15 protein-coding genes are annotated in these 19323 nt (G+C 41.7%); 14 read left to right on the top strand and 1 reads right to left on the bottom strand.

Going from position 1 to position 19323, the window contains the following annotated elements:
- Positions 1-165: 165 nt before the first annotated feature.
- The 5 genes from Q9R24_RS09055 (at position 166) to Q9R24_RS09035 (ending at position 6696) form a co-directional block, all read left to right on the top strand.
- Complete coding sequence (locus tag Q9R24_RS09055; RefSeq protein WP_034606356.1) at positions 166-657, top strand: hypothetical protein; 492 nt, start codon at positions 166-168, stop codon at positions 655-657.
- A gap of 2 nt (positions 658-659) precedes the next feature.
- Positions 660-2843, top strand: coding sequence for a hypothetical protein (locus Q9R24_RS09050; RefSeq protein WP_005094674.1), 2184 nt, complete (start codon positions 660-662; stop codon positions 2841-2843).
- Entirely contained in the window at positions 2840-5803 is a 2964-nt protein-coding gene (locus Q9R24_RS09045) for a tyrosine-type recombinase/integrase (protein ID WP_311204113.1), read from the top strand. Before Q9R24_RS09050 ends, Q9R24_RS09045 begins: the two co-directional genes overlap by 4 nt.
- Before the next feature lie 90 nt (positions 5804-5893).
- Positions 5894-6262 carry an antitoxin Xre/MbcA/ParS toxin-binding domain-containing protein gene (locus Q9R24_RS09040; RefSeq protein WP_004647602.1) on the top strand — a complete coding sequence of 123 codons (369 nt, stop codon included), beginning with the start codon at positions 5894-5896 and terminating at the stop codon, positions 6260-6262.
- A gap of 197 nt (positions 6263-6459) precedes the next feature.
- The gene (locus Q9R24_RS09035; RefSeq protein ID WP_002058193.1) at positions 6460-6696 is read left to right on the top strand and encodes a VF530 family DNA-binding protein; all 237 of its coding nucleotides are present in this window, start codon (positions 6460-6462) and stop codon (positions 6694-6696) included.
- A gap of 671 nt (positions 6697-7367) precedes the next feature.
- Here Q9R24_RS09035 and Q9R24_RS09030 read toward each other — a convergent pair.
- Complete coding sequence (locus Q9R24_RS09030) at positions 7368-9068, bottom strand: NAD-dependent malic enzyme (RefSeq protein ID WP_311204112.1); 1701 nt, start codon at positions 9066-9068, stop codon at positions 7368-7370.
- Positions 9069-9361: 293 nt separating this feature from the next.
- Here Q9R24_RS09030 and Q9R24_RS09025 point away from each other — a divergent pair, with 293 nt between their 5' ends.
- The 9 genes from Q9R24_RS09025 to glmS all read left to right on the top strand — a co-directional run bounded on the left by Q9R24_RS09025 (position 9362) and on the right by glmS (position 19308).
- A complete protein-coding gene (locus Q9R24_RS09025; protein ID WP_311204111.1) occupies positions 9362-10324 on the top strand; it encodes an alpha/beta hydrolase in 963 nt (320 codons plus the stop codon).
- A 345-nt stretch (positions 10325-10669) separates the two neighbouring features.
- On the top strand, positions 10670-12181 hold the full coding sequence (locus tag Q9R24_RS09020; protein ID WP_311204110.1) for an aldehyde dehydrogenase family protein: 1512 nt from the start codon (positions 10670-10672) through the stop codon (positions 12179-12181).
- 399 nt (positions 12182-12580) lie between these two features.
- Positions 12581-13696 (top strand): bifunctional 3,4-dihydroxy-2-butanone-4-phosphate synthase/GTP cyclohydrolase II, encoded by a 1116-nt coding sequence (gene ribBA, locus Q9R24_RS09015; RefSeq protein ID WP_311204109.1) that lies wholly within the window; start codon positions 12581-12583, stop codon positions 13694-13696.
- An 18-nt stretch (positions 13697-13714) separates the two neighbouring features.
- A complete protein-coding gene (gene ribE, locus Q9R24_RS09010) occupies positions 13715-14185 on the top strand; it encodes a 6,7-dimethyl-8-ribityllumazine synthase (RefSeq protein WP_004280926.1) in 471 nt (156 codons plus the stop codon).
- Positions 14186-14189: 4 nt separating this feature from the next.
- Positions 14190-14639, top strand: coding sequence for a transcription antitermination factor NusB (nusB, locus tag Q9R24_RS09005; RefSeq protein WP_004280924.1), 450 nt, complete (start codon positions 14190-14192; stop codon positions 14637-14639).
- Positions 14640-14656: 17 nt separating this feature from the next.
- On the top strand, positions 14657-15574 hold the full coding sequence (gene thiL, locus Q9R24_RS09000; protein ID WP_311204108.1) for a thiamine-phosphate kinase: 918 nt from the start codon (positions 14657-14659) through the stop codon (positions 15572-15574).
- Positions 15552-16073 (top strand): phosphatidylglycerophosphatase A, encoded by a 522-nt coding sequence (locus Q9R24_RS08995; RefSeq protein ID WP_174894072.1) that lies wholly within the window; start codon positions 15552-15554, stop codon positions 16071-16073. Before thiL ends, Q9R24_RS08995 begins: the two co-directional genes overlap by 23 nt.
- Before the next feature lie 20 nt (positions 16074-16093).
- On the top strand, positions 16094-17458 hold the full coding sequence (gene glmU / locus Q9R24_RS08990) for a bifunctional UDP-N-acetylglucosamine diphosphorylase/glucosamine-1-phosphate N-acetyltransferase GlmU (RefSeq protein WP_311204107.1): 1365 nt from the start codon (positions 16094-16096) through the stop codon (positions 17456-17458).
- An 11-nt stretch (positions 17459-17469) separates the two neighbouring features.
- Positions 17470-19308 carry a glutamine--fructose-6-phosphate transaminase (isomerizing) gene (gene glmS, locus Q9R24_RS08985; RefSeq protein WP_311204106.1) on the top strand — a complete coding sequence of 613 codons (1839 nt, stop codon included), beginning with the start codon at positions 17470-17472 and terminating at the stop codon, positions 19306-19308.
- Positions 19309-19323: the final 15 nt, after the last annotated feature.

Genomic DNA, 19323 nt, shown 5'->3' with positions numbered 1-19323 from the left:
TTAGCCATTGTCTCACTATTGAAAACTATATGAATATTATTTTTTTATTTTCAGCCATTTGGCACAAATATGGGGAAGTATCACTGTATGTCTGTAAAAAAGAAAAACACACCAAATTATCGCGTGCCTGCAAAAAACCTGCAATTAATGTGTTATCCAAACTGTATGCATGCCTATCAAATCTGGATTGCTCTATTTTTTCAGCTTAATCAGAAACAGCAAAACTATCACTTGAATTTAACTTTTAAACAGAATATCGAAATCCCTCTTCTGACAACAGACAAAGCTGATCACTATTTTTTTAGTAGTCATTTCAGTTGGATCTATGCCTATTTTTACAACAAGAATAAAAATGAATTTAAGTTCAGAGCTTATGAAAAAAATAATTCCTACGAATTCACCATCCAGGCTTTAAGCGAAGTAAAGGCCTTACTGTGTTCCGGATTACACCACTCCATTCATGGCTTAGACGTCATTTCGAATTGGCTAAATGAACAATACTTAGCTGCACATCTTCAGGAAGTTTTCGGTCAGGAAGTTTTAACTATCAATTATCTACGAGAATTATCAGGACTGTCTAAATCCAAAAGTCCAGTGAGTTCTATTTCAAATTATGCCGACCCACTGTCATTAGAAAAAATTCTGGCGGGAATTTAATCATGAATGAATATCGTTATTTAGAAGATACTCAAGAATTAAAGCTTGAACCATTTCGAGACTTCTATCAAGCACTGGCGGAAGCAAAACTGGAAAATGATCAGGACTTCTTTAAGCTCAATGATTTCATCCGACCAGCTGAAATCGTTAAACTAATTAAAATTATGAATCAGCATCCTACTGATCTATCGATTAGTAAGTATCCATTAGCTCATTATCTCCTGGCGCTGATCAACACTCCATCAGCATATCAATCAAATGCACTGAAATGGGCCATTTTCAATACTCAATGCATTGAATTACTTGATAGCAAAGAACATGCAGCTACTGTAGCTAATCTTTGTAGACGTTTTCGTTTAGCCAGTACAAAGCAGGAATACCATTGGCTTTACAATTTTTTACCGTCTCTTCCGATCGAATTAGACGATCTTGTTGAATTTCTAAAAGAAGCTGAAACTGAGAATAGAAAATTATTTGACAAATCCAAAGAGAGTTTAAAGAAAACCGAAATAGGCCAATTGGCAGAAATCCGCGTTATTTATACGTATACCTATACTCAATCAGAACGTCAAAAAAGACACCGTCAAAGTAATCCAGGCATCCAACAAGAATCTCCCCAAACAGATATTTACAAGACATCAAGAACTACTCTTGATGATGAGCAAACGTATCAGACCAAGTTTGAACAGGGTACAGCTAAACAATCACGCGAAGATAAAATCATTGAAACAGTTGAAGATCATAACTTTGAATTTAATGGATTAGAGCAACATTCTGTCACTGCTCAAATCGTAAATCTGAAAAGTAAAATTCTGCATCAAAACAAGAATGAGCTAATGAACAAGCCAAATCCTCGGGTTTTCGATTTACCTACTGCACGGCACGTTATGCAAGTTTTATTTGAAGAAGCAGAAAGTTCTCCCATTCATGCTTTACTTCTATTTTCAGTACTCAGCCTTACTTATTATAAAGATCTGCCAGTTTTCCAAAAAAACTCACGAATCACTGCAAAAAATAAAAAGGTTTTACTGAAGCCTGACACGTGTTTCTTCAAACAAAGCTTTGAAGTCTCTAAATTCAAAGATTTTGTTTTAAAAGAACATATGCTGAATACCATAAACTCTTTTACGATTCCCTTGCCTCAAGTTTACTTTAAAAATATTTTTCAACTAAAAAAGTGGGATCATGCAAAAATTGATTCAAAGGTACAAGAGCATTTACGTAGCATCAATAAAGAGCTGACTTTCCAGCTAACTCAACAAAATCTCCCACGTTTACTCAGTGACATTACATTGAATGAGCTAGGTTATGAATTGGAAAGTAAGTTACTTAGCGGCGTAAGCCTTCAACACTATATTCCATGCCATTACTCTTCAACACAGATCATAGATATTCTCGATATTTATAGCCAAACACTTTATCTAGTTTGCCCGCACCTCAACAGTAGTTATATCGAAGAATTTAAATCTCCTATTACTTTCGGTAGTCAGCAAACACCTGATCTGCCACTGGTTAAATCTTTATTTAAACAGCTTGATGAACAAGTTCGGGGTAATCCAAATCCTTTCAAAACACTGAAGTATTATTCAATTTGGCTTTGGCATATTTGCATGATTATGACCTCTGCCCGACCAAGTGAGTCCTTCCCGCCCAATCTAGATTATATTGACCTCGACAATCAATTGATGGCTGTTGCAGATAAAGAGCAGCGTTATTCGGGCACCATTGGACGATATCTACCGTTTAACGATTATCTTCGTGATGAAATACAGCATTACCTAAAATATTTAAAACACTTTCTCTACCTCACGAAAGCCTATCTGTCCAATGAACAAGTACAAGCAATCCATGAGATCTTCGAGGGTGAACGCCCCTTTCTATTATTTTACGATCCACAAGGATATATCCGAAATTTAGAACTTTCTGATATTCAAAAATACTGTACAGAAATAGCCCTTCAGCGCAATTGGACCCGCCACTTTGCTCGTTATTTTTTTGCACAATACTGCAATGAAGATGTAGTTAAAGGCATCTTTGGTCATGACGAAGCAATGCAGGGACTGTTTGATCGTTATTCGGGTTTTCAGGCAACTGATTACGATCATATTCGAGTGGCACAAGACAAGCTTGTCGAAATATTAGAACTTAAAAGTATGTCGACATTCAACGGGATCATGATTAAATGAGCAGACATCCACACTCCATAAAACGACAAAAAAAACTTATAAAAAATAAGGAATTTCTTCTTAAATTATTTAGTGAGAAATGCCTAGAGCTTACACCTGGAAACTATTCCGATGTATATAGACAAGTCGATAATCAACTTTTAGAAAAGTACAAATCTAATACTCGTAGTCATAAAATGGCACGCTTAGAATTCGCGAAATATATCAAGCGTTTTAATCGTTTATCAAATCAAAACTACCCTATTCCTGCAACACCTGTTAGTCATGAAAGCCCCCCACCTCAGCAAAATATTGAGACTTTAAAACATGGTAAAAGGGTGACTCAATTTGCCAAAAATTTGATTGCTCACTGGACAGGACATAATGACTTCAGTCCAACTCAATCCCTCGCTTTTTGTTTGATCAGCACAATATTATTCAATGGCATTTATAATGAGAACGAACTACAAAAGTTTTTAAAAATCATTTTAAAAACAAAGAAATTTCAAAGCTTCTTAGACTCGAATCATATTGTTTCTCTAGAGATCCCAAATCCAAATTTCGGTAATCAGCGTATTAATGACCTTGAGTTTTCAGTCAGCTATACCAAAACATTTGTGCTGCACGATATTGTGAAATGCTGGATCTACAGACTAAAACATCAAAAATTTGATTTATTTTCGGACATTTATAATGCAGAACAACTGATTAATGCTTGTATTATCGAATGCTTTCCTAAAGAAAAAGTACGTTGTAAGGACCTGTTAAAATACGGTTTTTACTATACACAGTTCCTGAAAAACAGCGGACTGGATCAAATGTCCATTTGTATCTTAAAAAATGAAATTTGCAGTTCAAGTCCTCTTGAAAAACAATTAGCAGCTTATTTTGTTCAGGTTGAACAAGCTAATCCTAATAACAATAAGATTGAGAATACTTGTGAAAACCATCAGGCTCCCTCTATAACCAATATTTCTATAGATATAGCTGATGCTTTAGCAGAAATACGTCGAGCTATTCGTGCAAAAAACTATAGCGATCGACTCATAGAATTATACGCCAAGGAACAACCTCCAGCCTTGGAGCGTTTGCTGCTGTGGAGCATTCTACGCTCAAAATTAACGGATTCCCAACTAGACCTTCTCAATCATATTATTCAGCAGCAGCAACGATTTAAGCGCAAGCTTATACAAGCAGATTTTCAGTCAATTAAGCAGAGTTCTCTAAATACCATGTTTTCACAGTTTGCCGTCCATTGGCTACAGGCAACGCAAGACAAAGATATTGCATCATTTTCAGATGCTGACTTTGAAGATATGTATGGAGAAATGCTTTTATTAAAGAAAGAAACGAATCGAGCGACTATACAAAAACGTCTACAGGAATTTCATCACAAACAGAGCTTGTTCTTTAATGCTCCGGCTGTCGATCTGGATAATTTAATCCAACCAAAAATCTGCAAAACCGCACTGATCTCACCACATCTTTTTCACGGCATGTTACAGCGGCTCGAAACTAATCAAGGTATTTCGGTTCAAGATAAAAATATGTTTAAACTTATTTTTATTCTGGGTTTCAGAGCCGGACTACGGATTAATGAAACATTAAATATTTTTGCCCGTGATCTGTTTATTACTGAAGATGCTGTGATGTTAACTATCCGAAATAATCGCAGTAAAAATCAAAAAAGTTATTCAGCTTACCGTAAGATCCCTCTTCATCATCTGCTTAAAGCAGGCGAATTACACGCATTCAAAACGTATAGTGAGAACAGACAACGAGTTCTAAAAGCACAAGGAAAATCACTTGCACAACCGCTGTTTCTAAAACAGTCCTTAAAAGAAACTCATGAAAATGAAGTAAATTCTCTATTAAAACAGTTAATCCAGTCATTTTTCGGTGAGCACAATTTTACTTATCACAGCCTGCGTCATTCAGCATTTAATCATCTTTATCTGATTTTAAAACACTCACCGCTTGCTGATGCATTTACAGACTATACGCCAAATGAGCAACTCCGCATCCGTTATGCCTTGCAACGAAACAGAAATACTCAACAGATCTGGTACGCCCTTTCTCATTTTGCCGGGCATCTGACACCTGAAACAACCTGTTCTAGCTATCTGCATTTAATGCATCTGGCAATCAGTTATCAGCTCAATCAAATACAAAGCCCGCTTCCTAAAGAAGCCTATTTTAATATTCTAAAACATGATGCTGCTGTTAAATACCCTGTTCAACAACGTGCAATCAGGTCGTTCTTATTTGATCAACTCACTAAAGACCGTTACAAGCAACATGATCATCAATATCAACCAGGGCACCAGCGTTCCACTGATCCACTCGTACTGGGAGCACATGATTCCGAAATGAATTTTGAACTATTGCATCACATTCTTGTAGTTGAAAAAGAAGAGAATCTTTTATTACCTGAAGCTATTCCTTTGCAAGTAGCAAAAAAATTACGTGCTAGAGCCCTGCATTTGAAAACTTCCTGTCTAAACCAAAAAAAATCTTCCCGCCTATTTACTACAGACTTTTTAAGAAAATCTCCTGATGCACTGGTCACCATGTTGCCCACCAATCAGGAAGAAAAACAGATCATTCATAAGGTTCAGGAACGCTTCACAACAGTACATCATCAATATGAAAAACAGCTCAATACGATCTATTCAATTTATCTTGAAAAAGTTCAGCCCAATTCAGCCCAGTTCATTTTTGAACTGAATGAAAAACGCCAACTGAAAAAGTTTATGTCTTTTATCAGCAGTTTATTTCCTAAAAAATATCTTCATCTTGAGCTTTCCCAACGGAGTAAGGAACAGCTCAAAAACACATTACAGGATTTAGCATTACGGATAGAAAATTTCAGCCTGAATGAGGATGAAGAGCGAATCAAGTTCTCTTTCAAGTATAAAGATGCAAAAGCACTTGGGGTATTCAAACTACTGATGTATCTAATGATCGTTTCTCGTCTTTAAGCTGTTTGTAATAAAAATTTGAACTCTGAGAAACGATAATCAAATAGTATAAACTCTAGGTATCAGCAACGTCTGAAACTGAGATCAGTCATGCATAAAACATCAGAAAAAATTGCAAAACAAAAAAAGGTATTAACTAAAGCTGTTTTATCATCTGCAAAACAACTTGGTTTGACACAGGACCAGCTTGCTATCGTTATCAATTTAGATTCAGTGGAAACTTTAAATTCGCTTGAGTTAGATCCCGATTCAAGTCAGGGAGAACTCGCAATTATTTTAATTCGTATTGCGATATCACTAGATGCTCTAACAGGTGGAGAGGCTAAATGGATGCAGCATTTTATGAAGTCACCAAATAAGCTAACCAAAGGCATTCCGATAAAACAGATTCAGACTACTCATGGATTAGCTACTGTATTAAACGTAGTCGAAGGACTTCGGCTTCAGGGTAAATATTAAGAAATACAAAGCTTCATTACACAGAAAATTAAAAGTCATAATTTTGTCTAATAATTCAAATTCAAGGTATAAGAAGTTCCTCTTCTCAAGAGGTATACTGGGAGCAGTCCAGTCCATCATTACCTACATTCCAACTCTCTAGTTTTCCAACTAGCCCAGGTTATAATAATGGCCACCCAAAATACGATTGATCTATTATGAACACCTCCAATGACCCTTTACACGGTAAAAAACTTGCTGACATTTTGGATGAATTATTGGATTACTACGGTGGCTTTGAAGGTTTAAGTCGTAAAATTGAAATTAGATGTTTTTGCATAGACCCAAGTGTTAAATCATCATTGCGATTCTTGCGTACCACACCATGGGCACGTGAAAAAGTAGAAAGCTTATATTTGTACGTCTTACGCCAAAAGGCCAAACAGAAACCGTAGCCCCAGGCAACACCCCTCTCATCATAAAATTTGAACCGTACCGGGTTTGTGGGAGACTTTTATTTAACTGATGTTACGTAGTAAGTGCATTTTGAGCATCTTCGCTACTACATGTTGTAGTCGATTTATAAATTATTAATAACACTATATTAAACAATATAATGTTATTAATAATATGAAAAATCAGGATCAAAACATAGGTGACTTTTACAAACTAAAATGTCTAAAATAAAGTGACCAAAATAACATTAAATGATCTAAATTCATCAAAAATTCGCCCTACCAAAAACCAAATACTACCAATTAAATCATATACTTATAATTAATGTAATTTAATGGAATAAATATCGGTGACCTTGCCAAGGTTGGGGTCGGGAGTTCGAGTCTCCTTTCCCGCTCCAGATTCTAAAAAAGCCCTGATCGAAAGATCGGGGCTTTTTTTATGTTGATGTTATTTTTTTAAATGATCCTTTCATTTTTGTTTCACTCAATAAAAAATTCTTAATGTACTTTCTGATTTTATAACCAAGATATGACCATAGTACCCCCCCTACGGCAATAAAAAAGCCCTCATCAAAAGATCAGGGCTTTTTGATATTCCATCAATGAATCAGATGAAAGCAGGCTGGCGCAAAAAAACTAGCGATGATAAGAATCCATCTTCAATACAATTAAAAGGTGATCCGCTGATAGTCACGGTATTGCGGTGTCCAGAAATTATGCTCTATTGCTAGCTGCAATTCTTCTACACTGACTTTCGGTGCTACTCCGTCTTCAATCGCAGCAAGTGCCACTTTTAAGGCAATCTGCTTCGAAATTGACTGTAAACAATCCAGATTCGGCAATAAATCTGCCTGAGGGTCTTTGAGTTTAGGAGAACAGTCCGCCAAGGCATTACTCGAGGCCATCAGCATATTATCCGTGACACGTTTTGCACCTGAAGCAACTACGCCCAGACCGATACCCGGGAAAATATAAGAGTTATTGCATTGGGAAATATGATGAATCTGTCCCTGATAATTCACTGGTGCAAATGGGCTACCCGTCGCAATCAATGCTCTGCCATTGGTCCATTGCAAGATATCGGCCGGAACAGCTTCTACGCGGGAAGTCGGGTTAGATAAAGGGAAAACAATCGGTTGTACACTATTTTCAGCCATGGCTTCAATCACTTCCTGAGTGAATAGACCTGGCTGTCCAGATACACCTATCAGTACCGTCGGTTTGGCACGTTTGACCACATCCAGTAGAGAAATCATACTCTCTGCATCTGCCCAGCTTTCTACATTTTCAAGCGGCTGTGCAAGTTTGCGCTGGAAATCCAATAAATTCGGCTGATTTTCTGTGATCAGGCCAAAGCGGTCGACCATAAACACACGTGCACGTGCTTCAGCATCACTTAAGCCTTCAGCAACCATTTGCTTAACGATCTGTTCTGCAATCCCGCAACCGGCTGAACCAGCACCCAAGAAAGTAACCACCTGATCTTTAAGCTGTTTGCCTGCTGCACGCGAAGCAGCAATCAGGCTGCCGACAGACACCGCAGCGGTGCCCTGAATATCATCATTGAAACAACAGATTCGATCACGGTATTTTTCCAGCAAAGGCATGGCATTTTTCTGTGCAAAGTCTTCAAACTGAATTAAGGCATCTGGCCAGCGCTGTTGAATCGCCTGAATCACCATCTCGACAAAAGCATAGTATTCATCGCCGCTGATTCGTGGTTCACGCCAGCCCATATAAATCGGGTCATTTAACAACTGCTGATTATTGGTACCGACATCAAGAGTAATCGGTAAGGTATAGGCCGGACTGATCCCGCCACATGCGGTGTAGAGTGCCAGTTTTCCAATGGGAATCCCCATACCACCGATGCCTTGATCTCCAAGACCCAAAATGCGCTCACCATCTGTAATCACAATCACTTTCACGTTCTTTTTATTGATATTGTGAATAATCTGGTCGATCTGATCACGGTCAGGATAGGAAATAAAGATCCCACGATGACGGCGATAAATATCAGAAAAGCGCTGACATGCCTCACCCACAGTCGGGGTATAGATAATCGGCATCATCTCACTGAGGTGATTTTCAATCAGATGGTAAAACAGGGTCTCATTGGTATCCTGAATATTCCGCAAATAAATATGCTTGTTAATATCACTGCTAAAAGCACAATACTGCTGATAAGAACGCTGACTTTGTTCTTCAATTGTCTCGGTGACATGAGGAATCAAGCCATGCAAGTTAAAGCTTCTACGCTCTTCTTCAGAAAATGCAGAGCCTTTATTGAGTAGTGGGAGTTCTAGCAGAGTATTTCCAGCATAAGGAATATATAAAGGGCGTTTACTGTTCAAATTTTCTCTGGGCATTATTTAACTCATCTAATCAATCTTCGGCAGTTCTGCCAAAATAATGACATCACTCTCGTTATTTTATATAGCTTATCCTGATTTTAGCCTCTTGGGTCATTTAGCAAATTTATAATACTTGTAGCAGGATTTTATAATCTGATAACACTCATTTTCAGCCTAAGTTTTGGATAGTTTCTAAAATTAACCCGTATTCGTATTTTTAATTTAAATCGGCCGCAAGATCTGTTTGACAAAAAACCTCAGCTCATCAAGGATAAAGCATAAATTTAATAAGATGAACGAGTATAAAAATGAGTGAACTGCAACCGCTTTATCAGCCCGATATTTTGGGAACAGGCTATGAGCAAGCGACCTTAAACTTTCCCGATGATTATGAGGGCAAAGTCGTAGCAACCCTGATCCGTAAAAAAGCAGCCCAATCCACAAAAAAAGCAGTTTTATATATTCACGGCTTTATCGATTATTTTTTTCAGACCGAAATGGCAGAGCGCTTTAATCAGCATGGTTTTGACTTTTATGCGCTGGATTTAAGAAAATACGGACGTTCGATTCTGCCACATCAAAAATATTATAACGTCTATGGCCTGGCTGAATATGATGCAGAAATTACCCAGGCACTCGACATTATAGCAGCCGAGGGTCACGATGCTGCCCTGCTCTGTGGTCATTCTACCGGCGGCCTGACCACAACCTTGTATGCGGCACATCATCCGCAGCATCCTTTAATCAAAGCGCTTTGGGTCAACAGTCCGTTTTATGACTTCAACATGAATCCGATCAAGCGCGCGCTCGGCATCCCGCAATTGAGCAGACTGGCTAAAATTTTTCCCAATCTTAAATTTCCAAGCGAGCTGAACAAGTGGTATGCCACCAGCCTTCATAAGGATTTAAAAGGCGAATGGGACTTCAGTCTGGACTGGAAAAAGACCCGCTACCCGATGGTTCGGATCAGTTTTATTCGTGCCATTCATGAGGCACAGAAAGAAATTCATCGCGGTGTTCAGCTCGATATTCCGGTATTGATCATGCATTCGCATCAGACCTTATATCCTAAAAAATGGGGCAAAGCCGCACAGAGCAGCGATGTAATTCTAGGCATTAAAGACATTCAGAAATATGCCAAAAAAATTAAAGGCGATGTCACGGTTCAAAGTATCCAGGACGGTTTACATGATCTAGTGCTTTCAGAGCAATCTGTGCGTGAGCAGGTTTATCAACAGCTGTTTCAATGGCTGCATGACAAAGGGCTTTAGATAAACGTGGAAGGAGAAATGAAACTTACCCTCATTTCTCCTGCTTGGCTTCTTTTGAATCCTTATTAGGTTGGAATGTAATCAAGCACATTGAAAATATGCCAATCTTTCGATGTTTTATAAATGCTATAAGCCCTTGTTTTTAAATTTAAGGCTTGAGAATTTATAACTTTTATTCTTCTACTGCTTGTCTCCAAATATTGTCTTTTGTAGCAAGCCTGTAAACAAACAACCGTCCGTCTTTTTCCCTCTTTATAGTAGAGCTGAATGCAAAAGCCCCTATATTTTTTGATCGGCAACATGCGCTCGACCTGCACCACTAACAATCATATAAAGGAATAGATTATGCGTTATGCAGACCCCAATACTGACGGTTCAAAAATTCAATTTAAAGCACAATACAATAATTTCATTGGCGGCGAATGGGTCGCTCCGGTCAAAGGTGAATACTTTGACAATCTCTCTCCGGTAGATGGCAAAGTCTTTACCAAAGTACCGCGCTCTTCTGTAGAAGACATTGAATTGGCCTTAGATGCAGCGCACAAAGCCAAAGAACAATGGAACCGGTCATCGCCGACCACCCGTTCCAATATTCTGTTGAAAATTGCAGATCGTCTGGAACAAAATCTGGAAATGTTGGCGGTGGCAGAAACCTGGGACAATGGCAAACCGATCCGTGAAACGCTGGCTGCCGATATTCCACTGGCCATTGACCATTTCCGTTATTTTGCCGGCTGTATCCGGGCTCAGGAAGGCGGCATTTCCGAAATTGATGAAGATACCATTGCCTACCATTTCCATGAACCGCTTGGTGTAGTCGGACAAATCATTCCCTGGAATTTCCCGATTCTGATGGCCGCCTGGAAACTCGCGCCAGCCTTGGCTGCAGGTAACTGTATTGTGCTGAAACCTGCAGAACAGACTCCGGTCAGTATTCTGGTTCTGGCTGAACTGATTCAGGACATTTTGCCGCCGGGCGTGTTGAACATCGTCAATGGCTACGGGGTCGAAGTCGGCCGTCCACTGGCGACCAATCCCCGTATTGCCAAGATTGCCTTTACCGGCTCAACCGCAGTGGGTCAGCTGATCATGCAATATGCCACCGAGAATATTATTCCGGTAACACTGGAACTCGGTGGTAAATCACCGAATCTGTTCTTTGCTGACATTATGGATCAGGAAGACGATTATCTGGACAAGGCACTGGAAGGCTTTGCCATGTTTGCCCTGAATCAGGGTGAAATCTGTACCTGCCCTTCCCGTGCCTTGGTGCAGGAAAGCATTGCCGATGAGTTTTTGGCGCGTGCGGTAGAACGGGTGCAACGCATTAAAACCGGGCATCCCCTGGATACTGATACCATGATTGGCGCGCAAGCCTCACAGGAACAGCAGGACAAGATTCTGGGTTGTATTGCCACTGGCCGTGCAGAGGGCGCACAGATCCTGACCGGTGGTGAAGCACGTCATGAAGTGGGTCAAGGTTTCTATATTGAACCGACCATCTTTAAAGGCACCAATGACATGAAGACCTTCCAGGAAGAAATCTTCGGGCCTGTACTGGCTGTGACTACCTTTAAAGACTTCGATGATGCGATCAAGATCGCCAATGATACGATTTATGGACTCGGTGCCGGTGTCTGGTCACGCTCAGCGCATACCTCTTACCGTGCAGGCCGTGCTATTCAGGCAGGTCGGGTCTGGACTAACTGTTATCACATCTACCCTGCCCATGCGGCTTTCGGTGGTTATAAAAAATCAGGGATTGGGCGTGAGAATCACAGAATGATGCTGGATCATTATCAACAAACCAAAAATCTGTTGGTGAGCTATTCAACCAAACCGGCAGGTTTTTTCTAAACGATCTGATGATTAAAAGCGGGCTTCGGTCCGCTTTTAACCTAATATTTTTTAAAAATTTTAATACTAGGTAAAATTTTCCAGCATTTTTCGTCCAGAATTCCATTGAATGACTGACAATAAATTAAAATACTTTCTGAAAACACCTTAATGTCTGAGCTTATGTTGATTTCACCTAAGTTTCTCATTTTTTATGCTTTTTAATTGCTCAAAAAACCTGCATAAAGCCCAGGCTTTCATTTAAAGTCGGCTTTTCATGTTTATCAAGACTGTGTATAACAATGAACCACTAGAGGGAAAGCAATAAGCATAGGCAAAATTGCGCAAAAAGCGTTAGACTATGTACCCAATAATGTCATGATTCGGTCTGATCAAGATCAAAAAAGAAGGTGAAGGTTGATGCCGCTCAATACTGTTGAAGAGCTTGTAGCAGATATCCGTGCAGGAAAAATGGTCATCCTGATGGATGATGAAGACCGTGAAAATGAAGGCGACCTGGTCATTGCTGCCACGCACGTACGTCCTGAAGACATCAACTTCATGATCACCCACGCACGTGGTCTGGTCTGCCTGACTTTAAGTAAAGAGCGTTGCCAGCAGTTGAATCTGCCGTTGATGGTCGATGCCAACGGCGCCCAGCATGGAACCAATTTTACCCTGTCGATTGAAGCGGCTGAAGGTATTTCTACCGGTATTTCTCCAGCTGAACGTGCGCACACGATTCAAACTGCTGTGGCTGCTCATGCCAAACCAGCAGATATTGTACAGCCAGGACATATCTTCCCGCTGATGGCGCAACCAGGCGGTGTATTGCACCGTGCCGGACATACTGAGGCAGGTTGTGATCTTTCTCGTTTAGCAGGACTGGAACCGGCTTCGGTGATTTGTGAAATCATTAATGAAGATGGCACCATGGCGCGCCGTCCGGATCTTGAAGTTTTTGCTGAAAAGCATGGTTTGAAAATTGGCACGATTGCCGACCTGATTCATTACCGCATGACCAATGAGCAAACGGTTGAGCGTCTCGATCATCAAAAACTCGACACCGAATACGGCACATTTGATTTATATCGTTATCGTGAACTGGGCAATCCGGATATTCATTTGGCTTTGGTCAAAGGTGAGCCTAAAGAGGGTGTGACCACGGTACGTGTACATGGTTTTAACCCGACCCGCGATTTGCTCAAATTGAAGAAACAGGATGGCGAACCGGCCTGGAACCTGGATCGTGCCCTGAAAGAAATTTCCAATAGTGATCGTGGTGTCTTGGTCTGGATTGGCCAGCGCCATTTACAGGATTTGGGTCCAGCATTAGATACCCTTAAAGCGCCAAAAAATGTAAAATCAAATTCCGCATTGTCTCAGCAGTATCAGACCATTGGTGTGGGTGCACAAATTTTGCGTGATCTAGGCGTTGAAAAAATGAAACTGCTGAGCTCTCCATTGCGTTTCAATGCACTATCAGGCTTTAACTTAGAAGTGGTGGAATACATCACCGCACAACAAACATCTTAAGAAATCATCGAGGTTGTTATGGCAGTTCGCCGTATTGAAGGTATGTTACATCTCGCGAACGAAGACCGTTATGCGATTTTAGTTGGTCGTTTTAACAGCTTTGTGGTTGAACATCTGTTAGAAGGTGCCATTGATACATTGAAACGTCATGGTGTATCAGAGGATAATATCACTGTTGTTCATGCACCTGGTGCCTGGGAACTTCCTGTAGTTGCGAAAAAACTGGCAGCTTCAGATCGTTTCGATGCCATCATCGCGCTTGGCGCCGTGATTCGTGGTAGCACGCCTCACTTCGATTTCGTTGCAGGCGAATGTGCCAAAGGTTTAGGCGTGGTTGGCCTGGACACTGGCTTGCCTGTCATTAACGGTGTACTCACTACGGACAGTATTGAACAAGCGATTGAACGCTCTGGAACAAAAGCAGGCAATAAAGGTAGCGAAGCTGCCCTGACTGCGATTGAAATGGTTAACTTGTTAAAGGCTATTTAACGCTATGTCGCAAACACTTCAAGCAACTTATGCAGCAAAACGTAAAGCACGTCGCTTTGCTGTACAAGGAATTTATGAATGGCAGATGAGCCACAATCCGGTGCATGAGATTGAAGCACGTACTCGTGTGGAAAATGCCATGCACAAAGTGGATCTGAGCTATTATCATGAATTGTTGACTCAAGTGGTTGCCAATCATGAAGCATTGGATGCGCTCTTAATCCCGGTACTCGATCGCGAACTTTCAGCACTTGACGGTGTTGAACTTGCGACCCTTCGTCTTGGTGCATATGAACTCAAAGAACATCTTGAGATTCCATATCGCGTGGTTTTAGATGAAGCGATCGAGCTGGCTAAACATTTTGGTGGTGCCGACAGCCATAAATACATCAATGGTGTATTGGATCGTTTAGCGACAACTTTGCGTGCAGCAGAAAAACAGCAGTCTAACTAATAGCGTAGATTTGTTGTATGGCTGAATTTTCGATTATCGACACCTATTTCAATCGCAAGAATGCCCATTCTGTCGATTTAGGCGTCGGTGACGATTCAGCCTTGCTCACCCCCCCTTCACAGCAACAACTGGTCATCTGTGCCGATACCCTGGTTGCTGGACGCCATTTTCCAATGAATACCGATCCACATGCGATTGGCTGGAAATCTGTGGCGGTTAATTTATCTGATATTGCCGCGATGGGCGCAACCCCGCACAGTATTTTACTCGCATTGAGCCTACCCCAAATTGATCATGACTGGCTAAAAGCTTTTAGTCAGGGTTTATATGATTGTTGCGATCAATTTGGTGTGAGCTTAATCGGTGGTGATACCACTCAAAGTCCTCATTTAACCCTGTCTGTCACAGCATTGGGCTGGGTGGATATTGGTCAAGCCATTCCACGCTCAGGTGCGAAACCCGGTGATCTGATCTGTGTCAGTGGAACTGTCGGTGATGCAGCTTTTGCACTCCAGCATCTTGGTCATCCACTGCAAAAACGTCTGGACTATCCAACGCCACGTTGTCAGCTCGGTGCTGCCCTAAAAGGTCTGGCGCATAGCATGATTGACGTCTCGGATGGTTTGGCCCAAGATCTTGGACATATTCTCAAAGCCTCTCAAGTCGGTGCCAAGCTGCAACTTGAAAACCTGCCGATCAGTCCCACCCTGCATGCTTTAAACGATGAGCAAAAATGGCAATATGCCCTCGCTGGTGGCGATGATTACGAATTATGCTTTACAATAAGCCCGCAAAATTACGAAAAATTATTGCAAAAACAACTTGATGTTTCGATTAGTATGATCGGCACAATTCAGCAGCAACACGGCTTAACTTTTGAAAAAGATGGCGTAGATCATTCACTTCAATTTAATGGGTATCAACATTTTGCATAAACCTGCGATTAATTTTAAAGCCATGTCATGGATCGACCGACTGATTGTCTTTAGTGGGGTTGGTTTTGGTTCCGGTCTGGCACCTAAAGCACCCGGTACCTTTGGTTCGGCCTTTGCACTTTTATTTATTCCTATTTGGCTGCATCTTGGTTTTCTAAACAGTGTTTTTGCCATTGCCATCATGTCCCTGGTTGGCATATATATCTGCGGGCATACTGCTAGAGTCATGGGCGTACATGATGATGGACGCATCGTCTGGGATGAGTTTGCAGGACAATCCATCACATTTTTGCCCCTGATCTACTTAGGTCAGATGAACTGGTTATGGTTATTCATCGGTTTTGCCCTGTTCAGGTTATTTGATATCTGGAAACCCTGGCCGATCCGGGTGATTGACCGTCAAGTGGACGGTGGCTTCGGCATCATGCTGGATGACATTATTGCCGGCCTTTGGGCAGCTCTTTGTATTTTGCTTTATTTTTACTTCACCGTGGCATAAGCCATATTTAGGATTAGAACATGTCAACGACTGTTATTATTCTTGCTGCAGGTAAAGGCACGCGCATGCGTTCAAGCTTACCGAAAGTATTACAACCCCTTGCAGGACGTCCTTTACTGGGTCATGTCATTGAAACGGCAAAAAAATTAAACGCAGATAATATTATTACCATTTATGGTCATGGTGGTGACCGGGTTCAAACAGCATTTGCACAACAGGATATTAAATGGGTCGAACAGGCTGAACAGCTGGGTACCGGTCATGCGGTGCAGATGACCTTGCCTGTACTGCCTCACGACGGCGTATCGCTGATTCTTTCCGGCGACGTACCGTGCATTAATCCTGTGACCTTGCAAAAATTACTCGATGCCACCGCAGAAATCGGTATTGGTCTGGTGACGCTTACCCTGCCGGATGCGAATGGTTATGGTCGTATTGTCCGTGAAAATGGTGAAATCCAGGCTATTGTTGAGCACAAAGATGCTTCCGAAGAGCAACGTCAGATTAAAGAAATCAATACCGGTATTTATGCGGTCAGCAATGCCAAACTGCATCAATGGCTGCCAAGTTTAAGTAATGACAATGCTCAAGGTGAATATTACCTGACGGATATCGTCGCGATGGCTTTGGCAGATGGTATGCAAGTTGCATCTGTAGAACCTGAAATGGCTTTTGAAGTTGAAGGGGTCAATGACCGTGTGCAGCTCGCTGCTTTAGAGCGTCAGTTCCAGGTTTATCAAGCCAAACAGCTAATGCAGCAAGGCGTACATCTGATTGATCCAAGCCGCTTTGACTTGCGTGGCAATTTAACTGTCGGCCAGGATGTCCGCATTGATATCAACGTGATTATCGAAGGTGATTGCGAGCTCGGCGACAACGTTGAAATTGGCGCTGGCTGTATTATCAAGAATACCAAGATTGCAGCTGGCACCAAGGTTCAGCCATATAGTATTTTCGATAGCGCCATCGTGGGTGAAGATACCCAAATTGGACCTTTTGCACGACTACGTCCGGGTGCACAACTGGCCAATGAAGTACATATTGGTAACTTCGTTGAAGTCAAAAATACCACGATTGGTTTAGGCTCTAAAGCCAACCACTTTACCTACCTGGGTGATGCAGAAGTTGGCAGTGGTTCAAACATCGGTGCAGGGACTATTACCTGTAATTATGATGGTGCGAATAAATTTAAAACGATTATTGGTGATCAAGCCTTTATTGGCTCGAACAGTTCATTGGTGGCACCTGTGAAAATTGGCAACGGTGCCACAGTGGGTGCAGGCTCAACGATTACCCGTGATGTGGAAGACAACAGTTTGGCAGTAGAACGCTCTAAGCAATTTGCCAAAGAAAACTATCCACGTCCACAAAAAATCAAGAAATAAGGGGAATAAATATGTGTGGTATCGTTGGTGGCATTGCAGAACGTAGCATTACCAATATTTTGATCGAAGGCTTAAAACGCCTGGAATACCGTGGTTATGATTCAGCAGGTTTGGCACTTATCAATAATAGCCAAGTCCTACGTGAACGCCGTGTCGGTAAGGTCGCGAACCTTGAACAGGCTGTGAATGAATCACAGATTAGCGGTTCACTCGGCATCGCGCATACACGCTGGGCGACCCATGGTAAACCGACTGAAGAAAATGCCCATCCGCATATTTCTGAAAATGTGGCAGTGGTGCATAACGGAATTATCGAAAACTTTCAGGAACTCAAAGATGATCTTGAAGCTTTGGGCTATGTGTTTACCTCACAGACTGATACTGAAGTGGTTGCCCATCTGATCAATGATGCACTGAAATCTACCCCGAGCCTGTTAGAAGCTGTACGCCAAGTCGTTCCACAACTGAAAGGTGCCTATGCACTGGGTATCATACATACTGACCACCCTGATGAACTGATTACCGTACGTGAAGGTTCTCCGCTCGTCATTGGTGTCGGTATTGGTGAAAACTTTATCAGTTCTGACCAGTTGGCTCTGCTCCCGATTACCAACCGTTTTATTTATCTTGAAGAAGGCGATATTGCCCGTTTGACCCGTACCACGATTGAAGTCTTTGTCGATGGTCAACTTGTCGATCGTCCGGTCAAGGAACTGGATGCTGCCGTCAGCAATGCTTCTAAAGGTGAATACAAGCACTACATGCTCAAAGAAATTTATGAGCAGCCTGAAGCGATCAAACAGACCATTTCCCAAGCTTTAAATGGCAATGACCTGCGTGAAGATTTTCTTGCCAGTGCAGAACAAGACTTTGCAAAAATCCAGCAAATCCAGATTATTGCCTGCGGTACCAGCTATCATGCCGGCATGATTGCCAAATACTGGTTTGAACAGCTGATTGACCTGCCTTGCCAGGTCGAGATTGCCAGCGAGTTCCGTTATCGCACTCCGGTGATTGTGAATAACACGCTGTATGTGTGTATTTCCCAATCCGGTGAAACTGCCGACACTTTGGCTGCATTACGTGATACACAGAAACGTGCGGCTGCCAAAGGCCTCGACATCACCACGATGACCATCTGTAACGTGGCGACCTCATCAATGGTACGCGAAACTCAGCATAGCCTGTTAACCCTGGCTGGCCCTGAAATTGGTGTGGCTTCAACCAAAGCCTTTACTACCCAGCTTGCTGCATTGATGCTGTTGGTACTCAAAATCGGTTCTGTGAAAAATACGATTTCTACAGCACAAATGACGGAGATCACCACAGAACTTTGGCATACGCCTAAAGTGATTCTGGATACATTACGTCATGATGATGAAATTTTACGTCTTTCAGAACTGTTTGTTGAAAAGCAGCATTGCCTGTTCCTGGGCCGTGGTACGCATTTCCCGATCGCTCTGGAAGGTGCACTCAAGCTGAAAGAAATCTCCTATATTCATGCGGAAGGTTATGCTGCAGGCGAACTAAAACACGGGCCATTGGCACTGGTTGACAATGACATGCCAGTAGTGATTCTGGCACCACAGGATGACATGCTGGATAAGCTCAAATCCAATATGGAAGAAGTTCAGGCGCGTGGTGGCGAGCTATTTGTGTTTGCTGATGAAAACAGCGGCATTAAAGCCAAAGAACGCCAGCATGTGGTACATATTCCGGCAGTCAATGCAGTGCTGGCACCGATTGTGTATAGCATCCCGGTGCAGTTATTGTCTTATCATGTGGCTGTATTACGTGGTACGGATGTAGATCAGCCACGTAACCTGGCAAAATCGGTCACCGTAGAATAATTAAAATTGAATCAA

It is taken from the genome of Acinetobacter sp. RRD8, assembly GCF_031844225.1.
GTDB lineage: Bacteria > Pseudomonadota > Gammaproteobacteria > Pseudomonadales > Moraxellaceae > Acinetobacter.
The sequence above is the reverse complement of the archived record's forward strand: the minus strand, read 5'-3'. Positions and strand labels throughout refer to the sequence as shown.